We start from the raw sequence: 22,894 nt of genomic DNA, 5'->3' as shown, positions 1-22,894 counted from the left end.
GCCAAGGAGACCCAGCATGCGATCGAAGCTCCGCCGGGCGCTCGCCCTTCTCGCCCTGATGGCGCCGCTCGCCGCTTCCGCGTCCAACCCGATCGTGCGCGGCTGGTATGCCGATCCCGAGATCCGCGTCTTCCAAGGGCAATATTGGATCTACCCCACCTATTCCGCCGATGACGGCGTGCGCGACCGCACCCGGCGCTTCACCCCCGCGCAGCAAGAGGCGCGCAAGCGCAAGACGGTGCGGCCCTCCTACGCCTATCAGACCTTCTTCAACGCCTTCTCCTCGCCCGATCTCGTCCACTGGACCAAGCACCCCCATGTCCTCGACGTGACGCGGATTTCCTGGGCGGCCTATGCGATCTGGGCGCCCTCGGTGATCGAGGCGCAGGGGCGCTACTACATGTTCTTCTCCGCCAACGACATCCAGAGCGACAAGGAACAGGGCGGCATCGGCCTCGGGGTGAGCGACAAGCCCGGCGGCCCCTTCCGCGATGCGCTCGGCAAGCCGCTGATCGGCGGATTCCACAACGGTGCGCAGCCGATCGACCCCTTCGTGTTCCGCGATACCGACGGGCAGGTCTATCTCTATTATGGCGGCTGGCGGCACTGCAACGTCGTGCGGCTGAGCAAGGACCTGCGCCGCGTGCTGCCCCATGCCGACGGTTCGACCTGGAAGGAGATCACGCCGCCGGGCTATGTCGAGGGATCCTTCGTCATCAAGCGCAAGGGGGTCTACTACCTGATGTGGTCCGAAGGCGAATGGACGGGCTCCGACTACCGCGTCGCCTATGCGACCGGGCCCAGCCCCATCGGTCCGTTCACGCCGCGCGGCACGATCCTCCAGGAAGATCCCAGAATCGCGCGCGGAGCGGGGCACCATTCGGTGGTCAACGTGCCCGGCACCGATCGCTGGTACATCGCCTATCACCGCCGTCCGCTCGCCGACCAGCAGGGCGAGCATCGCGAACTCGCCATCGACCGCATGACCTTCAATCCGGACGGCTCGATCCAGCCGGTCACGCTGACCAACCAGGGCGTGGCGCCCGAGCCGCTCCGCCGTACCCGCACCCATTGACGACGCGCCCAGCCAAAGGAACCTCCGTGCCCCTTTTCTCCGCCAAGCCGCTCCGCGCCGCCGCCTTCGCGCTCCTCGCCGGCGTCGCCACCTTGCCCGCGATCGCGCAGCAATCCGATCGCAGCGAGGCGCTGGTCGATCTGGTCAACCCGCTGATGGGCACCGATTCCACCTATGAGCTTTCCTACGGCAACACCTATCCCGCGGTGGCCGTGCCATGGGGCATGAACTTCTGGACGCCGGTCACCGGCAAGCCCGGCAGCGGCTGGGGCTATATGTACCATGACAACAAGATCAACGGCATCAAGCAGACCCACCAGCCCAGCCCGTGGATGAACGACTATGCCGCTTTCTCGCTGATGGCCGAGACCGGGCCGGTGCGGATCCGCGAGGCCGAGCGCGCCTCCTGGTACAGCCACAAGGCCGAGGAGAGCCATCCGTACAGCTACCGCGTCTACCTCGCCGATTATGACGTGACTGCGGAAGTCGTCCCCACCGCGCGCGCCGCGCAGTTCCGCTTCACCTTCCCCAAGGCGGACGACGCGCACATCGTGCTCGACGCGCTCGCCGGCGGATCGAGCGTCACCATCGATCGCGCGCGGCGCCGGATCAGCGGCTGGGTGCGCAACAACCATGGCGGCGTGCCGGGCAATTTCCGCAACTATTTCGTCGCCGAGTTCGACCACGACTTCACCGTCACCCGCAGCTGGGACGACAATTGGCAGCTGACCGCCGACGCGCAGCGCGAGGGCAACCATGTCGGCGCGGTGGTGAGCTTTGCCACCCGCGCGGCCGAGCAGGTCCACGTCAAGGTCGCGTCGTCCTTCATCAGCCCCGAACAGGCCGAGCGCAACCTCGCCAGCGAGATCGGCGGCGACGGGTTCGAGCAGACCAAGGCCAAGGCCAAGGCGGCGTGGGAGAAGGAGCTCGGCCGCGTCCGCGTGACCGATCCCAATCTCGACAACCGCCGCACCTTCTATTCGGCGCTCTACCGCATGCTGCAGTTCCCGCGCATGTTCTACGAGATCGATGGGCAGGGCCGCCAAGTGCACTACAGCCCCTATGACGGGCAGGTGCATCCCGGCCCCATGTACACCGACAACGGCTTCTGGGACACGTGGCGCGCGGTCTTCCCCTGGTTCGCGCTGATGTACCGCGAGCGCGATGCCGAGATCATGCAGGGTCTGGTCAACACCTACAAGGAAGGCGGCTGGCTGCCCGAATGGGCGAGCCCGGGATACCGCGACGTGATGATCGGCTCGAACTCGGCGAACCTGATCGCCGATGCCTATCTGAGCGGCGTGCGCGGCTTCGATATCGAACCGCTCTACGAGGCGATGGTCAAGAACGCGACGACCAGCCAGGGCCGGCCGAAGGACAAGAACGGCAATGTCGTCGGCGCGGTCGGCCGCGAGGGCGTCGAATATTACAACCAGCTCGGCTATGTGCCCTATGACGTCGGCATCAACGAGAATGCCGCGCGCACGCTCGAATATGCCACCGCCGACTTCTCCCTCTCGCGTCTCGCCGCAGCGCTGGGCAAGAAGGACGATGCCCGCCTCTATGCCGAGCGCGCGCAGAACTTCCGCAAGCTCTACGATCCCGAGAGCGGCTGGATGCGCGGGCGCAACAAGGACGGCGCGTGGGAGACGCCGTTCAATCCGTACAAATGGGGCGACGCCTTCACCGAGGGCAATGCGCTGCATTACAGCTGGTCGGTGATGCAGGACGTGCAGGGCCTGATCGACCTGATGGGCGGCGACGCCAGGTTCGTCGACCGGCTGGATTCGGTGTTCGCCACCGCGCCGATCTTCGACGACAGCTATTACGGCCAGGTGATCCACGAGATCCGCGAGATGCAGATCGTCGACATGGGGCAGTACGCCCATGGCAACCAGCCGATCCAGCACATGATCTATCTCTACGACTGGGCCGGCGCGCCGTGGAAGACGCAGGCGCATGTCCGCGACGTGATGCGCAAGCTCTATGCCGCAACCCCGGACGGCTATCCGGGCGACGAGGACAATGGTCAGACTTCGGCCTGGTACGTCTTCTCGGCACTCGGCTTCTATCCGGTGACGCCGACCGTCGGCCAATATGCGGTCGGCAGCCCGCTGTTCCGCAACGTCCGGCTCACCATGCCCGGCGGCAAGGTGCTGACGATCGAGGCGACCAACAACAGCGCCGAGAATGTCTATATCCAGTCCGCCACGCTGAACGGCCGCGCCTACACCAAGCCCTGGCTGTCGCGCGAGGCGCTGCAGGCGGGCGGCACGCTGCGCTTCGTGATGGGGCCAACGCCGAACAAGACCTGGGGCGCGCGCAAGGCCGATGCGCCCTTCTCGATGAGCGCGCCCAAGTGAGCGCGGGGGAGACCAAGATGCAGATCGATCGACGTTCGCTGATGGCCGGTGCCGCGGCGCTGGGGGTTACCGCCGCGCTGCCGGGTGCCGCGCGCGCGGCCACGGGCTTCGTCAGCAAGCGCCCGCCGCTAGCCAAGCGCCGCTTCGTAAGCAAGGCGGTGGAGGCGGAGATCACGCGGGTGAGGGCGCGCATCGCGGATCCCGAACTCGCCTGGCTGTTCGAGAATTGCTACCCCAACACGCTCGACACCACGGTGGAGCTCGGCACGCTCGACGGCCGGCCGGACACCTTCATCATCACCGGCGACATCAACGCGATGTGGCTGCGCGACAGCTCGGCCCAGGCGCAGACCTATGTCCATCTCGCCGGGCAGGATCCGGCGCTGCGCCGGCTGTTCGTCGGGCTGATCCAGCGCCAGGCGCGCTGCATCCTGGTCGATCCCTATGCCAATGCGTTCGAAAAGGACCTGAAGGCCAAGTCGAGCCTCGAATGGTCGCAGGTCGACGTGACCGACATGAAGCCGGGCGTCGCCGAGCGGAAATGGGAGATCGATTCGCTCTGCTACACGATGCGGATCGCCCATGCCTATTGGACCCACACGCGCGACAAGACGCCGTTCGACGACCTCTGGTCGCAGGGCGCCAAGCTGGCGGTCGCCACCTTCCGCGTGCAGCAGCGCAAGGAGGGGCCGGGGCCGTACCACTTCCAGCGCCAGGCGGTCGCGCCGACCGACAGCGTGCCGATGGGCGGCTATGGCGCGCCGACGCGCAAGATCGGGCTGATCCATTCGATGTTCCGCCCCTCGGACGACGCCTGCGTCTATCCATTCCTGATCCCGTCCAACCTCTTCGCGGTCTCGGCGCTGCGCAAGGTCGCACAGCTGCACCGCGAGACGCGCGGCGACGAGGCGGCGGCGAAGGATGCCGAGTCGCTCGCCGACGAGGTCGAGAAGGCGCTGCACGATCATGCGCTGGTGCCGGACGGCAAGGGCGGCAGGGTCTGGGCCTATGAGATCGACGGCTTCGGCAACTGGATCTTCATGGACGACGCCAACGTCCCCAGCCTGTCGGGCCTGGCGATGATCGACGCCGCGCGCCGCGACGATCCCCTTTTTCGCCGCACCGCCGACCTCGCCTGGAGCGACCGCAACCCGTACTATTTCGAGGGCAAGGCCGCGAAGGGCATCGGCGGCCCGCATATCGGGCTCGACATGATCTGGCCGATGTCGATCATCACCCATGCGCTGAACAGCGACGACGATGCCGTGATCGCCCAGTGCCTCGCCTGGCTGAAGACCACGCATGGCGGCACCGGCTTCATGCACGAAAGCTTCAACAAGGACGATCCCGCCAAATTCACCCGCGCCTGGTTCGCCTGGACCAACGGGCTGTTCGGCGACCTGATCCTCGACCTCGAGCGGCGGCGCCCCGCGCTGCTCGCCCGCACCTACTGATCCCTTTGCTTCTACGGAGCCGATGCCGATGACCATCGCCACACGCCGCCAACTCCTGCTGGGCAGCGGCACCGCCGCGATCGCCGCCGCGCTGCCGCGCACCGCTTGGTCCGCCGCCTTCGAGGCAGCGCGGCCCGATCTGTTCATCGGCACCGGCGGGCACGGCCATACCTTCCCCGGGCCGGCGCTGCCCTTCGGCATGGTCCAGCTCGGGCCGGATACCGACAACAGCCGCTGGGATGCCTGTTCGGGCTACCACAAGGGTGACGCGACCATCATGGGCTTCTCGCACACCCACCTGTCCGGCACCGGCATCGGTGACATGCTCGACGTGCTGGTGGTGCCCAGCCGGGGACCGCTCAAGCTCACGCCCGGCACACTGGAAAAGCCCGAGGGCAGCTATCGCCAGCGTTATTCGGACGAGCATGCCGAGCCGGGTTACTATCGTGTCCGGCTGGAATCGGGCGTGCTCGCCGAGCTGACCGTCACCGAGCGCACCGGCCAGCATCGCTACACCTTCCCCAAGGGCGAGGGGCACATCCTGATCGATTTCGCCCATGCGATCATCGACAGCTGGGACAAGGGCACGCTGGTCGAGGACGCCACGCTGGCGCTCTCCGCGGACGGGCTGCTCACCGGCAGCCGCAAGGTCAATCGCTGGGCCAAGGGGCGGCACATCCACTTCGCGATGCAGCTCTCCCGCAAGCCGAGCCGCGTGCAGTTCTTCGGCGACGGCGACGCGCCTGCGCCTGCGGGGGCGACCGGTGTTACTGGCAAGCGGCTCAAGGTCGCCTTCTTCTTCGACGATGCGGGCGCCAAGCCGATCGAGATCAAGACCGGCATCTCGGCCGTCGACGTCGCTGGCGCCAAGGCGGCGCTGGCGGGCGAGGCGCCCGGCTGGGCATTCGACGCCACCCGCGCGGCGGCGGCACGGACTTGGACGCGCGAGCTCGACAGCATTCGCGTCGAAGGCGGCACGCCCGCGCACCGCACGATCATGGCAAGCGCGCTCTACCACGCCTCGCTCTCGCCGACGCTCTTCACCGATCGCGACGGCCGCTATGTCGGGCTCGACCGGCAGGTGCACCAGACGACGAGCGACGCGCCCGCCTACAGCACCTATTCGCTTTGGGACACCTACCGCGCGCTGCATCCGCTGCTCACGCTGATCCGTCCCGACATGGCGGCGCGCTTCACCCAGGATCTGGTCCGCCAGACCCAGCAGAGCCCCTATGGCCCGCCGGTCTGGCCGCTCCAGGGCGTCGAGACCGCGTGCATGATCGGCTGGCATGCCGTGTCGGTGCTGGCGGAAGCGCGCAACAAGGGCATCGAGGCCGACTACGCCGCCGCCTGGCCCAAGATCCGCGCGCGCGCCTTCGATCGCGCTTTCCCGGACATCGACAGCACGCTCGGCCGCGGCTTCTATTACGATCTCGGCTATGTGCCCGCCGACAAGATCTGGGAATCGGTCAGCCGCACCCAGGAATATGCCTATGACGACTGGGCGATGGCGGTGCTCGCCGAGGCGGCTGGTGCCCATGACGACGCCGCAACCCTGCGCAAGCGCGCGCAAAATTATCGCAACGTGATCAGCACCGAGATCGGCTTCGCCCGGCCCCGCTTCGCCGACGGCAGCTGGTGGAAGGACTATGATCCGATCCAGCTCGGCCACAACCCCGACAAGCAGCGCGACTATACCGAGGCCAATGGCTGGCAGGCGACCTTCCTCAACCAGCACGACGTCTATGGCCTGATCGATCTGTTCGGCGGCGACGCCAAATTCGAGGCCAAGCTCGACGCGCTGTTCACCGCGCCCTCGACGCTGCCCAGGAACGCGCCGCCGGACATTTCGGGCCTGGTCGGCCAGTACGCCCATGGCAACGAACCCAACCAGCACGTCGCCTATCTCTATGCCTATGCCGGCACGCCGTGGAAGACGCAGGCGATGGTGCGCCGCCTGTGCAACGAGATGTACAAGGCCGATCCGGATGGGGTGATCGGCAATGACGATTGCGGCCAGACCAGCGCCTGGTTCATCCTCAGCGCGCTCGGCTTCTATCCGGTCGATCCGGTGAGCGGCGTCTATGTGTTCGGCTCGCCGCTGTTCGATCGTGCCGAGATGGCATTGGGCGGTGGCCGAACGCTCCGCATCCGCGCAATCGGCAATGGTATCGATCGACCTTATGTCCAATCGGTGACCTGGAACGGGAAGGCTTGGAGTCGCAACTGGATAGGCCATACCGAGCTCGCACGCGGCGGCGAGCTGGTGTTCACCATGGGGGCAACGCCGTCCGCGTTCGGGACGGCCAAGGCGGATCGTCCCCCTTCCTTCGGGCGTGCCGCTGTCTGACGGCCGCGAGGCGTGGATACGTCCTCTCCTGGCCTAGGGCTGCGATGAGACCAATTGTAACCTTTCAGCAACGCCTGGAGAAATATCGCAAACAAATTTCATTTTATGGCAACAGGGATGTTGCCCGTATGAAACCAGCATGACACCTTCTGGTAACCAAGTCCGGAATGGTTTGTCCGGCACCCAGGTGGCACGGTCCGCGCGCCACCCGCTTCCCCCCGGAGCGCAGCGGTGCCGGACGAACTCGTCCCGATTTCGGTCAGAAAGAGGGGAATAGTTCATGATGCTAAGGGGAATCTGGGCCAGCAGCTGTTGCGTGGCCGCGCTGATGGCGGTGCCTGCCGCCGCACAGACCAATGACAATCCACCCGTATCGATCGGCGATCCGGTGGCATCGGCCAAACTGGCGGGCGAAGCCGATCAGGACAATGCCGGCCCGATCGTCGTCACCGGCACGCGCATCGTCCGGCTGAACAATCGCTCGGCCGCGCCGATCGTCACCACCACCGCCGCCGAGATCGCCGCGCAGGGTGCGACCACGATCGAGGAAGTGACCAACCGACTGCCGCAGGTGCAGGTCAATTCCGAGCAGAACTTCAGCGACTCCGAAGGCCGCCAGCGCATCAAGCTGCGCAGCCTGGGCTATGAGCGTACGCTGATGCTGATCGACGGCATGCGCATCGGCCTGGCCAACTCGGTCGACGTGGGCATCATCCCGAACGCGCTGGTCGACCGGATCGACGTGCTGACCGGCGGCGCCTCGTCTGTCTACGGCTCGGACGCGGTCGCGGGTGTGGTCAACTTCGTGATGAAGAAGAACTTCTCCGGCATCCGCATCGACGGCAACTACAGCTTCTTCAACCACAAGAACCGCGCCAGTGCGGTCACCGAGGCCGCCGCGCGCGCCGGCTTCAATTCGCCGCTGGGCATGAAGAACGACGGCGGCCGCGCCGATGTCAGCATCGCTGCCGGCACCAACCTGTTCGACGGCCGCGTCAACATCTCGGCCTTCGCCGATTATCGCGAGTCGAGCCTGGTCCGCCTGCGCGATCGTTCGAACGCGGTTTGCGAGGTCGTGACGAGCAGCCGTACCTCGCCGCTCGGCTGTTCGCGCGCGTCGTTCACGCCGGCGGGCACGATCATTCCGCAGTCGGGGGCGTTCGCTGGTCAGGTGCTGGTCAACAATCCCAACGGCAACGGCACCTTCATCCCGATCAACAGCGGACCGGCGGGCAGCTCGGCAAACCCGTATGACGATTGGGCCTTCCAGCGGCCGTTCCACCGCGTCAATGCGGGCGGCTTCCTGACCGCGCAGCTCGACGATCACATCGAATTGTACAGCAACGTGCTGTGGTACCGCGACAAGTCGTACAACACCCAGCTCAACCGCAACTTCAACTTCGCTGCCTATGGCAGCACGCCGTTCCAGGTGAATTGCGACAACCCGTTCCTCTCGGCCTCGCAGGCGCAGACGCTGTGCGGTGCCAATGCGGGGGTGGCAGGGCGATTCGCGCCCATCGACGTGCGCTATCGTTTCGATTCGCAGCCGCTCGTCCGCCAGGAATTCGTTAATGCCGGCTACCGCGTCACCGCCGGTCTTCGCGGCCGGGTGCTCAACGATGTCTGGTCCTATGACGTGGCCGGCATGCTGTCGCGCGCCCAGCTCGACACCATCGACGTGCCGTTCGCGCGCTTCGATAACATCAACCGGTCGCTCGACGTGGTGAACGTCAACGGCCGACCGACCTGCCGCTCGGTGGTCAACGGCACCGATCCGTCGTGCGTGCCGTTCAATGCCTTCCGGCCGTTCAACGATGATTCGGCGCTGAACAACTATCTGTTCGGCGGCGCCACCGGCGGCATCGCCAAGCGCGTTCCGCGCCTGCTGCAGTTCATCGGCACGGTAAGCGGCGATCTCGGCAAGTACGGCATCACCTCGCCCTTTGCCGAGCAGGGCATCGCCGTCGCCGTGGGCGCCGAATATCGCGACGAGATGGACCGCACCGACTACAACGACATCTTCCGCGAGAACAACAGCAGCGGGGCCAACAGCCGCGCCACCCAGACCATCCTGGAAGGCAATGTCGAGCTTTCCGCCCCGTTGGTCGAGCGCCAGTCCTGGACGCACCTGCTCCAGCTCAACGCCGGCTACCGCCTGTCCAAGTATAATCGCCTGGACGACAAGTTCGGTACGTGGAAGATCGAGGGCATCTGGGCGCCGATCGAGGACATCACCTTCCGCGCCTCGTACAACAAGTCGCAGGCGGCGCCGGGCGTCGGTGCGGCGGCCAATGCAGCCAACATCTTCTGGAACACGGGCTTCTACGCGGATCCTTGTGCGCCGCAGATCGACGGGGCAAATCCGAACGGTCCCCGCGTTCCGTCGCGCTTCTCGGCGCAGCAGTGCGCCAATACCGGCCTGGCGACCAACCTCTACAACAGCACGACGCTGATCTGCCCGAACGATGCCTGCACCGTTCGCGAGGGCGGTTTTGCGCTGCGTCCGGAGACCGCCTACACCAAGACCTTCGGCCTGGTGCTCCGCCCACGCTTCGTGCCCGGCCTGACCGTGTCGGTAGACCGCTGGCTGATCGATCTCGAGGACCAGCTGGAGTTCTTCAACCCGCTCGACTGGCTCAACGGCTGCCTGACCACCGGCAACGACTATTATTGCCGCGGCATCAGGCGGAACGCCGACGGCACGCTGTCTAGCTCCCCGACGACCAGCCCGGCGACCGGCTGGGTCTCGCGCGGATCGACCAACGGCTACAAGTCCAAGTCGCACGGCTGGGATTTCCAGGGTCAGTACAATACCGGTCTGGGCAGCATCGGGTCGCTCGACATGAGCTTCAACGGCACGCTGATGACGCTGGTTGGCAGCCAGGGGGCACCGGACATCACGCCGCGCGACTGCACCGGCTATTTCGGCAGCGGTTGCGGCGAGAGCATGCCGACCTGGGCGCACCAGTTCCGCACCACCTGGATGGCGCCCAGCCGCGTCGTCAGCGTGTCGCTCAACTGGCGCCACCGCAGCGCCATGCCGATGACCGTCTATGCGCCTGCCAGCACCGGCATTCCGGCGCTGCCCGAAGGCGACAAGCGCGATGCCTTCCCGGGCATCAAGGCCTATGACTGGTTCGACCTGGCGCTGACCTTCGACATTACCAAGCGCATGACCTTCCGGCTGGCCGCGAACAATCTGTTCGATCGCGACCCGCCGATCGTGCCGGACAGCCGCAGCCGCATCGGCCTGCTGCGCGGTAACACGATCATGGGCTACGACCTGCTGGGCCGCCAGCTGGTCGCGGGCATCTCGCTGCGCCTGTAACGGCACGGCACACCGCCATGCTCCCGTCCCCCGGAGGCCATGCCTCCGGGGGCTTTTTCTTGGGCGGAAGAGGCCGTCATGTCGACGACGCGGGTTCGCAGGGCAGCCGGTTCGGCTTCAACCTCGGTGCTGCGTTTGCCGGCGATGTGGGAAATGGCGCACCCGACAGGATTCGAACCTGTGGCCTCTGCCTTCGGAGGGCAGCGCTCTATCCAGCTGAGCTACGGGTGCCTGGAAAGCGGCGACTAGCAAAGCCTTTGGCCGAACGCCAGCCCGTTTCGGCACCTTCCCCGCAAAAGCTCAGGTGGGTTGGGCTGCCTTCTTCGCCTTGGGCATCGGCGTCTTCGGCTTGAACGTGCAGCAATCGACGACCGGACAGCGCCAGCACTCGGGCATGCGCGCCTTGCAGATGTAGCGGCCGTGCAGGATCAGCCAGTGATGCGCATGCAACCGGAAGGGCTGGGGCACCACCTTCTCCAGCTTCAGCTCCACCGCCAGCGGCGTCTTGCCCGGGGCGAGGCCGGTGCGGTTGCAGACGCGGAACAGGTGCGTGTCGACCGCGAAGGTCTCGTGTCCGAACGCCACGTTCATCACCACATTGGCGGTCTTGCGACCGACGCCCGGCAGTCGCTCCAGCGCGTCGCGATCGGCCGGCACCTCGCCGCCATGGTCGCGGAGCAGCGCCTCCGACAGCGCGATGACGTTCTTTGCCTTGGTGTTGAACAGGCCGATCGTCTTGATGTGCTGCTTCAGCCCCGCTTCACCGAGCGCGACCATCTTCTCAGGCGTGTCCACCTGCGCGAACAGCGCGCGGGTCGCCTTGTTGACCCCCGCATCGGTCGCCTGGGCGGAGAGCACCACGGCAACGAGCAGCGTGTAGGTGTTGACCGATTCGAGCTCGGTCTCCGGGTGCGGATTGTCCGCCGCCAGCCGCGCGAAGAACTCGACGACCTGCGCATTCTTCACACGCCGAGCACCTCGGCCATGGTATAGCGGCCGGCGTCGCGGCCGGGGAGCCACAGGGCCGCGCGGATCGCGCCCTTGGCGAAGATCGCGCGATCATCGGCGCGATGGGTGAGCTCGATCCGCTCGCCGTCGCTGGCGAAGACCACCGTATGGTCGCCGATCACCGATCCGCCGCGCAGGCTCGCCATGCCGATCGTGCCGGCGGCGCGGGGGCCGGTGAGGCCGGCGCGGTCGCTGACCCCGGCTTCGGCGAGCGTGCTGCCCATCGCCTCCGCGGCGGCGGCGCCCAGCATCAGCGCGGTGCCCGACGGTGCATCGGCCTTGTTGCGATGGTGCGTCTCCACGATCTCGATGTCCCAGTCCTGGCCGAGCCGCGCCGCCGCCTCCTGCACCAGCCGCGCGAGCAGGCCGATGCCGAGCGAGGTGTTGCCGGTCTGCAGCACGGCGATCTCTGCCGCCGCAGCATCGATCATTCGGTGATGGCGCTCGGCCAGGCCTGTGGTGCCGATTACGATGGGCGTGCGCGCCGCGCATGCGGCGGCGAGGTTCGCCTCAAGCGCGGCGGGGGCGGAGAAGTCGACGAGCACATCGGCCTTGCGGGCGAGCTCGGCGGGGTCGTCGCCCACATCCGTGCCGCCTGCCAAGCGGGCGCCGAAATCGGGAAGGGCGGCGGCGATCGCCTGGCCCATCCGCCCCATGCTGCCGTAGATGCCGATGCTGGTCATGGCCTGCGCTGTTGCACGATCCTGCTGCCAAGCGACAGATGCTATTTTTGCGTTTCGTCCGGCTTTTTCTTCTTCGCGCGCAGCGGAATCCGCAGCGTCACGAAGGCGGCGGGCACCGAGGCGACGCCGGCGCTGTGTTGCTGCGCCTCGGCGCGCACCTCGCCGCCGCCGGGGAGGCGGAAGCTGGGATCGAGCGCGCTGCGCTGGGGCGGTGCCGCCAGCTGCGGGCCGATGCGGTAGCGATCGGGTTCGTCGCGCTTGCAGACGACGATCTCGTCGGGATTGGTGGGGACCGGGCAGCGTTGCCGGGTGAGCGGGCGCGCGACCACGCCGGTGCCGTCGTCGTCGGCGGCGGGGCCGCGCGCCTGTTGCGGCAGCAGGATCGCGAGAAGGGCAAAGGCGAGCACGGCCATGATCTTGTCTCCGGTCCTTGAGCGATCAGGGAAACCAGACTTTGCGGCGCTGGCATGGCCGGCCTAGGGTCGCGGCATGGCCAGCTTCCGCAATCTCGTGATTCTCACCGGCGCCGGCGTTTCCGCCGAAAGCGGCATCGCCACCTTTCGCGGTCCCGGCGGCCTGTGGGAGGGGCACCGGGTGGAGGATGTCTGCACGCCCGAGGCGCTGGCGCGCGATCCCGAACTGGTCCACCGCTTCTACGATCTGCGGCGCGCGGCGCTGGAGGCGGTCGCGCCCAATGCCGCGCACCATGCCCTCGCCAAGCTGGACTCGGCTTGGCCCGGCGAACTGCTGATCGTGACGCAGAATGTCGACGACCTGCACGAGCGGGCGGGGGCGACGCGGCTGCTCCACATGCATGGCGAGCTGCGCTCGGCGCTGTGCGCGGCGTGCGGCGTGCGCGAGCGCTGGGAAGAGACGCTGCCGCCCGAGAGCGAATGCCCCAATTGCGGCATGCTCGCATTGCGGCCCGACATCGTCTTCTTCGGCGAGATGCCCTATCAGATGGAGCGGATCGAGGCGGCGATCGCCGAAGCGGATCTGTTCGTCTCGATCGGCACTTCGGGCGCGGTCTACCCGGCCGCAGGGTTCGTCCAGACCGCGCGGCACTATGGCGCGGCGACGCTGGAAATGAACCTGGACCCCTCGGGCGGCAGCCACTGGTTCGAGGAGAGCCGGATGGGCCCGGCGGGGACTCTGGTCCCGGCCTGGGTCGACGAACTGCTCGCCACGGCCTGAGCCCCGCAACATCGCGCTGGCATTGCGCAGCATCCTGCGGAAGGATGGGGCCAAGGCGTCGCGACAGGCGCCAGCGATCAGGGAGAGGCGGGCGATGACCCAGCAGGCAATCTTCATTACCGGCGGCGCGTCGGGAATCGGGCGGGCGGTGGCGCTGCTGTTCGCGCAGCGCGGCTGGCGCATCGGGCTGGCGGACGTCAATGCGGCGGGATTGGCGGAGACGCTGGCGATGCTGCCGGCGGGCAGTGCCACGACGCACCCGCTCGACGTGCGCGATGGCGACCAGTGGGAGGCGGCGCTGGCGGCCTTTGCCGAGGCGAGCGGCGGGCGGCTGGACGTGCTGTTCAACAATGCCGGCATCGGCACCAGCGGCCCCTTCGCCACCACCTCCCGAGCGGAGCTGGAGCGGTGCATCGCGGTCAATCTAAGCGGCGTGGTGTACGGCGCGCATGCCGGGTTCCCGTTGCTTTCCGCGACACCGGGATCGGTGATGCTGATCACCAGCTCCGCAGCCGGCATCTATGGCACGGCGGGCGCGGCGATCTATTCGGCGACCAAGTTCGCGGTGCGCGGGCTGGCCGAGGCGCTGGACGGCGAATGGGCCGCTGCGGGCATCAAGGTGCGCACGCTGATGCCCGCCTTCATCGACACGCCGCTGCTCGACCAGCCGACCGGCGGTTCCAACCAGCTGATCCGCGAGAATGTGCGGCGGGCGGGGCTGGAGATCTCGCCCGTGAGCGACGTTGCCGAGGCGGCCTGGGCAGCGGTGCAGGGCACGGTGCTCCACACCCGCGTCGGCAAGACCGCGCGCAAGCTGTGGTTCGCGGCGCGGTGGATGCCGGGCGCGCTGCGCAAACAGGCGCAGCGCAGCCGGCTGGCGCGGCGCTAGGCTTGGCAGCTACGGCGGATCCGCGATACGGCCGCGCTGCCGTAACGAAGGGAAGGGGCAAGCGCATGAAGATGGGGATGCTGATCGGGCTCGGCCTGCTGGCGGCGGTGCCGGCACAGGCGCAGGTGAAGTCCACCGATCCGCAATCGGTGGTCAAGGCGCTGCAGGATGCGGGCTACAAGGCGGAGCTGGCCAAGGACAGCGACGGCGACCCGATCATCCGCAGCGGTGCGCAGGGATACAAGTACACCATCTTCTTCATGAGCTGCGACAAGGGCCGCAATTGCGGCGACCTGCAATTCTACGCCGGCTGGACCGACAAGCTGTCGCCGGAGCGCGCCAATGCCTGGACCCAGAAGCACCGCTTCGCGCGTGTCTATTCGGACGAAAAGGGCGAGGCGGCGATCGAATATGACCTGAACTTCGAGGACCAGCCGATGACGACCATGCTGTTCCGCAAGAATCTGGAGCTGTGGGATTCGCTGGTGGGCAGCTTCGCCGATTACGTCAGCGAAACGAACGAGACCCAGAAGAAATAGGACGCGGGGCGGGCCGTTCAGAACAGCCCGTCATCGTCATCATCCTCGTCCATGCTCGTCTGCGGCGCCGAGGACGTGCCCGGCAGCGCGAAGCGGCTGTGGATCTCGCGTTCGCGCGCCATGGTGTAGCTGCGCGCCATGCCGTCGAGCAGTTCGGCCAGCGCGACTGCCACCGCACCCTCGGGGGCCGGGCAGGGGGTGCCGAACAGCTTGAGCTGCAGCACCACGCTGCGCAGCGAATCGCCGAATGCTGCCTCGCAGTCGACGTTGCTGGTGGTCGTCTCCAGGATCCGGGACACTGCCGCCGCATCCTCGCTCAGCCCCGCCATGCCGGCGCGCATGCGCTGGGCGCCATCGCGGATGCAGGCGAGCGACTCGGTCAACGCCTCGGCGGCGTCGCCGCCCTGTTCAACCTCGGGATCGCGCAGCGCCGTCACCGCGCTTACCAGCGATTCGACCGACTGGCGGATATCGGCCGAGATCGTCGCCAGCATCGTCGCAAAGCCGCGGATCTCCTGCGCCACCATCGCCAGCGCCTTGCCCTCGTCGCCGAGACGGTGGCAGCGCAGATCGGTGTTCCACGCCATCAGGTGCACGTCGTGGTTCACCCGGTGGACGACGCGCAGCCGCTGCGCGAGGCGCTCGGCACTGTCGGACGTGGAGCCGCCGAGCGCCTGCGCCTTGGCATCGGCATCGCGCAGCCGGGCGGTCACCTGCGCCACGTCGGCGACGCTCTTCTCCAGCGCGCCGAGAAAGGCGCTGTTGTCGCCGCTTGGCGTGCGGTCGCCCTCGGCCTTGATCGCCAGCAGCTGGGTCGCGCTGGGCGCGATCGCGCGCAGGCTTTCCGCCAGCCGCTGCGATTCGCCGTGGAACGTCTCGATCGTGTCCGATGCCTGGGCGGCGAACAGCGCGACCATATGGCCGACCACCGAAATCGCCGTGGCGGGATCGGCGGCGTCGCGCCAGGCGATGAGCGCGCGCACGCCGGCGGCGACATGCTCCAGCCGCTGGCGGGTGCTGTCGCCGACCTGCATCGCACCGATCGCGGTGGCGACCTGCCCATGGATCTCGCGCCCCACCGCCGCGATCCGCGCGGCGCGGGCTGCATCGGCAGCCTGGTGCCGCTGCAGCGCCTCGGCATCGGCGGCGAGCTTGCGCGGCACCTGCGGGATCACCTTTGCGCATTCGGCGGCCAGCTGGCGATCGACCTCGATCAGCGCCGGGATGCTGGCGGTGAGCTGCTCGATCTCGGTGCCGATGCCGCCGATCTCTTCTTCGCCCACGTCCAGCCGCACGTTCATCGTGTCGGCAAAGTCGGCGAAGCCGTTGCGGCCGGCTGCCGCCACCTTGATGTTGAGGCCGCAGATTCGCAGGAAGTCGAGGGTGCGCTTCACCTGCGCGATATAGTGGGCGAGGGGACGTGCACCGGCCGCGATGCTCTCCAGCCCGGCCTGCCGCGCCGCCTGCACGGCGGGCAGCCGCTCCAGCCGCATGGCCGTTGCGCGCATATTGTCGACCGCCGCTTCCGCCGCGTCGCGACCCATGGCGTTGGTGACGCCTTCCAGCGCGTTCACCAGCCGCTCGACGATCGCATAGGCCTGGGCCAGCGCTTCGCCCGCCGCGACGAAGCGCGCGTCGAGCGCGCCGGCGACTTGGCTGATCGTCGCCTCGATCTGCGCCAGCGACAGTTCGGATTCGGGGTTGGGTTCAGGAATCGGTGCGGCGTACATGGCCGTCTCCTTGTTGCGCGGTCATCGTGCCGTGGCCGTGAGCAGTTCGCGGGCGATGTGCCCGAGGGGGATGATCCTGTCCGCGGCGTCGCGCGCGATCGCCTCCTTGGGCATGCCGAACACGATCGAGCTCGCTTCGTCCTGCGCGAAGGTGCGCGCGCCGGCCTGGCGCATTTCCAGCAGGCCCCGAGCGCCATCGTCGCCCATCCCGGTCATGATGATGCCGACCGCGTTGGATCCCGCCGCGCGCGCCGCCGAGCGGAACAGCACGTCCACCGAGGGTCGGTGGCGCGACACCAGCGGCCCATCGCGGACCGAGACATAATAGCGCGCGCCCTGCCGCTCGAGCATGGTGTGCCTGCCGCCGGGGGCGATCAGCACTTGGCCGCGCAGCACCGGATCGCCGTCGACCGCTTCCTTGACGTCGACCTCGCACAGCCCGTTGAGCCGCTGCGCGAAGGCACGGGTGAAATGCTCCGGCATGTGCTGGACGATGACGATGCCGGGGCTGTTCGCCGGCAGCGCCTCCAGCACCTCGCGCAGCGCCTCGGTGCCGCCGGTGGAGGCGCCCATGCACACCACCATCTCGGTTGTACGGCTCATCGCCTTGCCGCTAGGCGGCGGCAGCATCGCGTCGGCGGTGAGCTTCGTCGCAGGTGCCTCGGCCTTCGGCACGGGCTTGCCAGGTCGGCCGCGCACCCGGGCCCGGGCCGCCGCCTTCACCACATCGCGGATCTGGAGGTGATGCTCGGCGAGATGATCGGCCACGCCCACCCGGGGCTTCAGGATCACGTCGACCGCGCCCGCCTCCATCGCCTGGAGCAGCGTGTCGGAGCCGTTCTCGGTCAGCGACGAGCACATCACCACCGGCACCGGGCACTGCACCATCAGCTTGCGCAGGAAGGTGATGCCGTCCATCCGCGGCATCTCCACGTCCAGCGTGATGACATCCGGCACCTGTTCCTGGATGCGCTTGGCCGCGCTGAACGGATCGGCGGCGGTGCCGATCACCTCGATCGCCGGATCTTCCCCCAGGATCGTCGCCATGGTCTGGCGGACACTGGCCGAATCATCGACGATCAGGACGCGGATCTTGGGCATCAGTCACCCCGCCGGAACACGGTGTTGGCGACCTGCTCGAGCGGCAGGCCCAGCCCCGTGATCGATTCCGAATGGCCGAGGAACAGATAGCCGCCAGGCGCCAGGCAGTCATAGAGCTGCGAGACGACCTTTTTCTGCGTGGGCTTGTCGAAATAGATCAGCACGTTGCGGCAGAAGATCAGATGCATCGCATCGCCCACCGGATAGCGATCGTCCATCAGGTTGAGGCGGCCGAAACCGATCGCGCTGCGCAGCCGCGGCACGATCCGCACGTCGCGCCGGGCCGGATCGTTCGACGTCATCACATATTTGCGTCGCAAGGCCGCGGGCACCGGATCAACCAGCTCGGCGGCATAGATGCCGCTGCGCGCGGTCGCCAGCACCTCGGTATCGAGGTCGGTGGCGAGAATGCCATAGTCCGGACCGCCCGTCCGCTCGGCATGGTCGTCGAGCACCATTGCCAGCGTATAGGGCTCCGGCCCCGTCGAGCAGGCGGCGCTCCACGCACGCAGCGTGCGCACGCCGCGCATCGCCAGCGCGGGCAGCACGCGTTCGACCAGATAGTCGAAATGCGCCGGCTCGCGGAAGAAGTCGGTCTTGTTGGTAGTGACGGCGTTGATCAGATGCAGCCCTTCGGCCGCCAGGTGATCGCCGGCGAACACATAGTCGCAATAGCCGTCGAGCGTATCGACGCCGACCGCGCGCAGCCGACGGCGCAGCCGCCCTTCGAGCATGGTCTTCTTGGTCTCCGGCATCTTGATGCCCGAGACCTCGTAGATATAGGCGGCGAGGCGCGCGAAGTTGCGCCTGCTCATCATATCGAGCCCGGCGGGGGGCGACGGATCCAGCGCTAATGCTGCGGACAAGGGCTGCTCCGTGACGCTCAGGCGGCAGCGCGGGTGGTGAGCACCCGCGCTTCTTCGGAAGAGAAGATCTTCGCCATGTGGACTAGCACGACGAATCCTTCGGACCGCTTAATCACCCCGCCGATATAATCAGAGGACCAGCGCACGCCGATGTCCGGCGCCGCTTCCAGCTGATCGGCGGTCACGCTGCACACTTCCAGCACGCGATCTACCACCAGCCCCAGCATCAGCACCCGATCCGCGACCGGTACATCGACCACCAGGATGCGGGTGGCCGGCGTGGGGGCAAAGGGCGAGAGGCCGATCCGCCGGCGGAAGTCGATCGTCGGCACGCCCTGGCCGCGCATGTCGGTCAGGCCGAGCAGATAGTCCGGACCATTGGGGATGCGGAAGGTCTCGCGATAGTCGAGGATCTCGCGCACCAGCGTGACCGGCACGGCGAAGATCTCCGCGCCCAGCCCGAAGGTGACGAGCTGGAGTTCGGCGGTGTCGCTCATGCGGCCTCCACGCCGAACGCGCTGTCCTCGGCATCCGGGCCGCCGGTGGCGAGATCCAGCGCGAAGCCGCTGACCCGGGCCTGCTGATCGGCGATGCTGTTGGGCTTGGGGCGCGCTGCGGTCTTGGCGGCCTGTTTCGATGCCGGGCGGCGCGCCGGGGTGGGCGTGCGCGCGCGCGGCGGCTGCTCGACGCGGAAATAGGCGATGCTGGCCTGGAGTTCCTCGGCCTGCGCGGCAAGTTCCTCCGAGGTGGCGCTGATCTGCTCGGAGGCGCCGGCATTCTGCTGGGTGACCTGGTCGAGCTGCTGGATCGCCTCGTTGATCTGCGCGGCGCCGATGTCCTGCTCGCGGCAGGCGGCGCTGATCTCGCTGACCAGCTCGGCGGTGCGGCGGATGTCGGGTACCAGCCGGCCGAGCATGTCGCCGGCCTCGGCGGCGGCCTTCACCGTCTCGGACGAGACCGAGCTGATCTCGGCGGCGGCACCCTGGCTGCGCTCGGCGAGCTTGCGCACTTCGGAGGCGACCACGGCGAAGCCGCGGCCATGTTCGCCGGCGCGGGCTGCCTCCACCGCGGCGTTGAGCGCGAGCAGGTCGGTCTGTCGGGCGATTTCCTGAACGATGCCGATCTTCTCGGCGATGGTGCGCATCGCGCCGACCGCGCGATCCACCGCGACGCCGCTGGTTTCGGCATCCTTGGCCGACTGGCGCGCGATCTTCTCGGTCTGTGCGGCGTTGTCGGCGTTCTGCTTGATGTTGGCGGCCATCTCCTCCATCGCCGCGGAGGCCTGCTCGGCGGCGGCGGCCTGCTCGGTCGCACCCTGCGAGACCTGCTCCGAGCTGGACGACAGTTCCTGGCTGCCCGCCGAGACGTTGTTCGCAGCGACCGTCGCATCGCCGACCACGCCGCGAAGCCGCTCGACCATGCGCACCAGCGCGTGGCCCAGCATGTCCTTGTCCGAGAGCGGGCGATGGTCGACGGTCAGGTCGCCATCCGCGATCTTGTCGGCCAGCTTGGCGCTCATGCGCAGATTGGCCGTCATGCGGTTGAGCGTGTCGACCAGATCCTTGATCTCGTCATTGGTGGTGACGGCGACATCCTGCTCGAGATCGCCGATCGAAACCGCCTGCACGGCGACGCTTGCCTTGCGCAGTCCGAGCGTGACGCTGCGCGCGATCCACAGCGCCGCCGCCACGCCGAACACAAGCGCACCCACCACCATCGAGATGAACAGGATCCGCGCCGCCGAATAGGTGGCATCCGCCATTGCGCTGGCGTTGCCGCCGCCGTCGATGTTGAGCTTCACGAGCTTGCCGAGGTCGGCGGAGAAATCGTCGTACAGCGGCTTGCTCTCGGCGATCTTGGCGTTGGCCTGCACATTCTGGTTCTGGCGGGACAGCGCGATGAACACGTTGCTCGCCTCCAGATACCGTTGAAACTTCTCGGAGAACTGGTTGTAGACGCCCCGTTCCTCGTCGGAGGAAATCAGCTTTTCATAGCGCTGCCGCTTGTCCCGGATGTCGGCAAGGATGCGGCGCAATTCTTCGTCCACCTGCTGCATGCCGCGCTCGTCGAGCGTGGCGACATGCGTCAGCTGCGCCACGCGCAGGTCCGAAGTCGCGGTGTTGATCTGATTCACGAGATTGGTGCTCGGCATCCAGTTCTCGGTGATCTCGGTCGACCGGTCGTTGATCGACGCCATCTTCACGACGCCGACGCCGCCGAGAAGCGCCGTGATCAGCAGCAGAAAGCTGAAGGCGGCCGCAAGCTTTGTCTTGATGGTCAAGCGCATATGATCGTTCCTGTTGTGCGGGGCATTCGTGGTCAGGCGGCGTAGCCAAAGGCCGCGTCATCGGCGTCCGGGCCACCGTTGCTCAGGTCGAGCGCGAAGCCGCTGACTCGCGCCTGCTGATCGGCGACGCTTTTGGGCTTGGGGCGCTGGGCCGGCTTGGCCGCAGGGCGCCGCACCGGCGCCGCGGCGCGCGGGCGCGCAGCCTGTACCGTATCGACCTTGAAATAGGCGATGCTGGCCTGGAGTTCCTCGGCCTGCGCGGCGAGTTCCTCCGAGGTGGCGCTGATCTGCTCGGAGGCGCCGGCATTCTGCTGGGTGACCTGGTCGAGCTGCTGGATCGCCTCGTTGATCTGCGCGGCGCCGATGTCCTGCTCGCGGCAGGCGGCGCTGATCTCGCTGACCAGCTCGGCGGTGCGGCGGATGTCGGGCACCAGCCGGCCGAGCATGTCGCCGGCCTCGGCGGCGGCCTTCACCGTCTCGGACGAGACCGAGCTGATCTCGGCGGCGGCACCCTGGCTGCGTTCGGCGAGCTTGCGCACTTCGGAGGCGACCACCGCGAAGCCGCGGCCATGTTCGCCGGCGCGGGCTGCTTCCACCGCGGCGTTGAGCGCGAGCAGGTCGGTCTGGCGGGCGATTTCCTGGACGATGCCGATCTTCTCGGCAATCGTGCGCATCGCGCCTACCGCGCGATCCACCGCGACGCCGCTGGTCTCGGCGTCCTTGGCCGACTGGCGTGCGATCTTCTCGGTCTGCGCGGCGTTGTCGGCGTTCTGCTTGATGTTGGCGGCCATCTCCTCCATCGAGGCCGACGCCTGCTCGGCGGCGGCGGCCTGCTCGGTCGCGCCCTGCGAGACCTGTTCGGCGCTCGACGACAATTCCTGGCTGCCCGAGGAGACGTTGGTCGAGGCGACCGTCGCATCGGCGATCACGCCGCGCAGGCGATCGACCATTCCGTTGACCGTCTCGACCAGATCCTTGATCTCGTCGTTGCTCGTCACCTGCACGCGCTGGTTGAGGTCGCCCTCGGCGACGGCGGTGATCGCCGAGCCGACGCGCGCCAGGCCGGTCGAAACGGCGCGAGAAATCCACCAGGCGGCAGCCACCGCGATCAGCAGCGCGACGCCGGCGACACTGTACAGCGCGATATTGGCACCGTTGTAGACCGCGGTGGTCTCCTGCTCGGCGGTGCTCATCTGCTGGCGCGACAACGTCACGAGCTGGGTGACGACCTGGCTGATCGACAGCGCCAGCTCGCGCGATTTGCCCATTGAGAGCTGCGACGCCTCCACCTTCTTGTTCGCCAGGCCGAAACTGCGCACCTGGTCATTGACCGGCACGAACTCGTCGATCTTGCTTTCCAGCTGCGACCAGAGCGGGCGGCCCTGTTCGGTCGCGCCGGCGACGCCCTTGGCAATCAGCTGCTGCAGCTCGCCGCGCGCCTTCATCAGGTCCGCGTCGAACTTGCGCATCTGCGCATCGTCGGTCGACATGGCCAGGTTCTTCTCCTGGCGGATGACGAAGCCGAGCTTGGCGTCGATTGTCTGGGCGAGCTCGAGGCGCTGGGCGGGGCCGCGAATGACGTCGGTGGTTGCCTGGTTGAGCACGGCCAGCCGGGTGCTCGCCACGCCTACCACCACCAGCAGCAGGACGATCAGCACACCGAAGGTGGCGCCGAGTTTCAGTTTGAGGGTTGCACGCATGGTCATCGTTCCTCGAAGCGGGGGCGCATCGGCGATGTCGGCCGTGCGGGCGGGGGGAGAAGGCGGCTCATTCGGCGGCCGCGATGGCGCGCTCGCCGAGCTGGTCGGCGAAGATGGCGTGGAGGTCCGGGAGGACGACGATGCCGTGTTCGCGGCGCACCAGGGTGCGGACGAACTGGCGGCGCCAGCGCATGCCGACAGCGGGGGGCTCTTCGGCGGCGGCCTGGTCAAGCGTGGCGACCTCATGGACCTTGTCGGTGCGGATGCCGATCTGGAGCGGCTCGCCGGCGAGCGGGATCTCGATCACGACGATGCGGCTGTCGAGCG

At 67.6% G+C, this 22,894-nt stretch carries 17 protein-coding genes, 1 tRNA gene and 1 pseudogene; 8 read left to right on the top strand and 11 right to left on the bottom strand.

From position 1 onward, the window contains the following. Window positions 1-16: 16 nt before the first annotated feature. The 5 genes from S2M10_RS13820 (at window position 17) to S2M10_RS13800 (ending at window position 10,570) form a co-directional block, all read left to right on the top strand. The gene (locus tag S2M10_RS13820; protein WP_168846580.1) at window positions 17-1,075 is read left to right on the top strand and encodes a glycoside hydrolase family 43 protein; all 1,059 of its coding nucleotides are present in this window, start codon (window positions 17-19) and stop codon (window positions 1,073-1,075) included. Between the two features lie 26 nt (window positions 1,076-1,101). Further along, on the top strand, window positions 1,102-3,438 hold the full coding sequence (locus tag S2M10_RS13815) for a GH92 family glycosyl hydrolase (RefSeq protein ID WP_168846579.1): 2,337 nt from the start codon (window positions 1,102-1,104) through the stop codon (window positions 3,436-3,438). Between the two features lie 17 nt (window positions 3,439-3,455). After that, on the top strand, window positions 3,456-4,892 hold the full coding sequence (locus S2M10_RS13810) for a glycoside hydrolase family 125 protein (protein ID WP_168846578.1): 1,437 nt from the start codon (window positions 3,456-3,458) through the stop codon (window positions 4,890-4,892). Window positions 4,893-4,920: 28 nt separating this feature from the next. Then, window positions 4,921-7,242: a GH92 family glycosyl hydrolase gene (locus S2M10_RS13805; protein ID WP_168846577.1), complete on the top strand. Its 2,322-nt coding sequence runs from the start codon at window positions 4,921-4,923 to the stop codon at window positions 7,240-7,242. 280 nt (window positions 7,243-7,522) lie between these two features. After that, window positions 7,523-10,570, top strand: coding sequence for a TonB-dependent receptor (locus tag S2M10_RS13800; RefSeq protein WP_247650812.1), 3,048 nt, complete (start codon window positions 7,523-7,525; stop codon window positions 10,568-10,570). A 154-nt stretch (window positions 10,571-10,724) separates the two neighbouring features. Here the strand turns inward: S2M10_RS13800 and S2M10_RS13795 are convergent. From S2M10_RS13795 to S2M10_RS13780, 4 genes are all read right to left on the bottom strand, one after another. Further along, window positions 10,725-10,801 (bottom strand) — tRNA-Arg (locus S2M10_RS13795). A gap of 69 nt (window positions 10,802-10,870) precedes the next feature. After that, the gene (gene nth / locus S2M10_RS13790; protein WP_168846576.1) at window positions 10,871-11,536 is read right to left on the bottom strand and encodes an endonuclease III; all 666 of its coding nucleotides are present in this window, start codon (window positions 11,534-11,536) and stop codon (window positions 10,871-10,873) included. After that, window positions 11,533-12,261, bottom strand: coding sequence for a 4-hydroxy-tetrahydrodipicolinate reductase (gene dapB, locus S2M10_RS13785; RefSeq protein WP_168846575.1), 729 nt, complete (start codon window positions 12,259-12,261; stop codon window positions 11,533-11,535). Before dapB ends, nth begins: the two co-directional genes overlap by 4 nt. 41 nt (window positions 12,262-12,302) lie before the next feature. After that, window positions 12,303-12,674 carry a hypothetical protein gene (locus S2M10_RS13780; protein ID WP_168846574.1) on the bottom strand — a complete coding sequence of 124 codons (372 nt, stop codon included), beginning with the start codon at window positions 12,672-12,674 and terminating at the stop codon, window positions 12,303-12,305. A 76-nt stretch (window positions 12,675-12,750) separates the two neighbouring features. Here S2M10_RS13780 and S2M10_RS13775 point away from each other — a divergent pair, with 76 nt between their 5' ends. The 3 genes from S2M10_RS13775 to S2M10_RS13765 all read left to right on the top strand — a co-directional run bounded on the left by S2M10_RS13775 (window position 12,751) and on the right by S2M10_RS13765 (window position 14,883). Then, window positions 12,751-13,455 carry an NAD-dependent deacylase gene (locus S2M10_RS13775; protein ID WP_168846573.1) on the top strand — a complete coding sequence of 235 codons (705 nt, stop codon included), beginning with the start codon at window positions 12,751-12,753 and terminating at the stop codon, window positions 13,453-13,455. 94 nt (window positions 13,456-13,549) lie between these two features. Then, window positions 13,550-14,344, top strand: a complete 795-nt coding sequence (locus tag S2M10_RS13770) for an SDR family oxidoreductase (RefSeq protein WP_168846572.1) — start codon at window positions 13,550-13,552, stop codon at window positions 14,342-14,344. Window positions 14,345-14,409: 65 nt separating this feature from the next. Then, the gene (locus tag S2M10_RS13765; protein WP_168846571.1) at window positions 14,410-14,883 is read left to right on the top strand and encodes a YbjN domain-containing protein; all 474 of its coding nucleotides are present in this window, start codon (window positions 14,410-14,412) and stop codon (window positions 14,881-14,883) included. A gap of 17 nt (window positions 14,884-14,900) precedes the next feature. On the opposite strand, the gene S2M10_RS13760 is transcribed toward S2M10_RS13765, so the two are convergent. From S2M10_RS13760 to S2M10_RS13730, 7 genes and pseudogenes are all read right to left on the bottom strand, one after another. Further along, window positions 14,901-16,613, bottom strand: coding sequence for a hypothetical protein (locus S2M10_RS13760; RefSeq protein WP_168846570.1), 1,713 nt, complete (start codon window positions 16,611-16,613; stop codon window positions 14,901-14,903). A gap of 21 nt (window positions 16,614-16,634) precedes the next feature. Continuing rightward, on the bottom strand, window positions 16,635-17,714 hold the full coding sequence (locus S2M10_RS13755; protein WP_168846569.1) for a chemotaxis response regulator protein-glutamate methylesterase: 1,080 nt from the start codon (window positions 17,712-17,714) through the stop codon (window positions 16,635-16,637). Continuing rightward, window positions 17,714-18,529 (bottom strand): CheR family methyltransferase, encoded by an 816-nt coding sequence (locus tag S2M10_RS13750; RefSeq protein WP_168846814.1) that lies wholly within the window; start codon window positions 18,527-18,529, stop codon window positions 17,714-17,716. Before S2M10_RS13750 ends, S2M10_RS13755 begins: the two co-directional genes overlap by 1 nt. A 68-nt stretch (window positions 18,530-18,597) precedes the next feature. After that, a complete protein-coding gene (locus tag S2M10_RS13745) occupies window positions 18,598-19,077 on the bottom strand; it encodes a chemotaxis protein CheW (protein WP_168846568.1) in 480 nt (159 codons plus the stop codon). Next, window positions 19,074-20,867, bottom strand: a complete 1,794-nt coding sequence (locus S2M10_RS13740; RefSeq protein WP_168846567.1) for a methyl-accepting chemotaxis protein — start codon at window positions 20,865-20,867, stop codon at window positions 19,074-19,076. The genes S2M10_RS13745 and S2M10_RS13740 overlap by 4 nt, the downstream gene beginning before the upstream one ends. Window positions 20,868-20,899: 32 nt before the next feature. After that, window positions 20,900-22,567, bottom strand: a complete 1,668-nt coding sequence (locus S2M10_RS13735; RefSeq protein ID WP_168846566.1) for a methyl-accepting chemotaxis protein — start codon at window positions 22,565-22,567, stop codon at window positions 20,900-20,902. Between the two features lie 67 nt (window positions 22,568-22,634). After that, a pseudogene (locus S2M10_RS13730) lies at window positions 22,635-22,894 on the bottom strand (chemotaxis protein CheW); the annotation flags it as partial.

Source organism: Sphingomonas sp. S2M10 (assembly GCF_012650175.1).
In the GTDB taxonomy this organism is placed as follows: domain Bacteria; phylum Pseudomonadota; class Alphaproteobacteria; order Sphingomonadales; family Sphingomonadaceae; genus Sphingomonas.
This window is presented reverse-complemented; position numbering and strand designations above follow the sequence as displayed.

What these genes read in the sequence shown, in the direction of transcription:
- S2M10_RS13780 (WP_168846574.1), bottom strand. Translation starts at nt 12,674, where the DNA reads ATGGCCGTGCTCGCCTTTGCCCTTCTCGCGATCCTGCTGCCGCAACAG.
- S2M10_RS13740 (WP_168846567.1), bottom strand. Translation starts at nt 20,867, where the DNA reads ATGCGCTTGACCATCAAGACAAAGCTTGCGGCCGCCTTCAGCTTTCTG.
- S2M10_RS13760 (WP_168846570.1), bottom strand. Translation starts at nt 16,613, where the DNA reads ATGTACGCCGCACCGATTCCTGAACCCAACCCCGAATCCGAACTGTCG.
- S2M10_RS13820 (WP_168846580.1), top strand. Translation starts at nt 17, where the DNA reads ATGCGATCGAAGCTCCGCCGGGCGCTCGCCCTTCTCGCCCTGATGGCG.
- dapB (WP_168846575.1), bottom strand. Translation starts at nt 12,261, where the DNA reads ATGACCAGCATCGGCATCTACGGCAGCATGGGGCGGATGGGCCAGGCG.
- S2M10_RS13775 (WP_168846573.1), top strand. Translation starts at nt 12,751, where the DNA reads ATGGCCAGCTTCCGCAATCTCGTGATTCTCACCGGCGCCGGCGTTTCC.
- S2M10_RS13770 (WP_168846572.1), top strand. Translation starts at nt 13,550, where the DNA reads ATGACCCAGCAGGCAATCTTCATTACCGGCGGCGCGTCGGGAATCGGG.
- S2M10_RS13745 (WP_168846568.1), bottom strand. Translation starts at nt 19,077, where the DNA reads ATGAGCGACACCGCCGAACTCCAGCTCGTCACCTTCGGGCTGGGCGCG.
- S2M10_RS13810 (WP_168846578.1), top strand. Translation starts at nt 3,456, where the DNA reads ATGCAGATCGATCGACGTTCGCTGATGGCCGGTGCCGCGGCGCTGGGG.
- S2M10_RS13735 (WP_168846566.1), bottom strand. Translation starts at nt 22,567, where the DNA reads ATGCGTGCAACCCTCAAACTGAAACTCGGCGCCACCTTCGGTGTGCTG.
- S2M10_RS13750 (WP_168846814.1), bottom strand. Translation starts at nt 18,529, where the DNA reads ATGAGCAGGCGCAACTTCGCGCGCCTCGCCGCCTATATCTACGAGGTC.
- S2M10_RS13755 (WP_168846569.1), bottom strand. Translation starts at nt 17,714, where the DNA reads ATGCCCAAGATCCGCGTCCTGATCGTCGATGATTCGGCCAGTGTCCGC.
- S2M10_RS13800 (WP_247650812.1), top strand. Translation starts at nt 7,523, where the DNA reads ATGATGCTAAGGGGAATCTGGGCCAGCAGCTGTTGCGTGGCCGCGCTG.
- S2M10_RS13805 (WP_168846577.1), top strand. Translation starts at nt 4,921, where the DNA reads ATGACCATCGCCACACGCCGCCAACTCCTGCTGGGCAGCGGCACCGCC.
- S2M10_RS13765 (WP_168846571.1), top strand. Translation starts at nt 14,410, where the DNA reads ATGAAGATGGGGATGCTGATCGGGCTCGGCCTGCTGGCGGCGGTGCCG.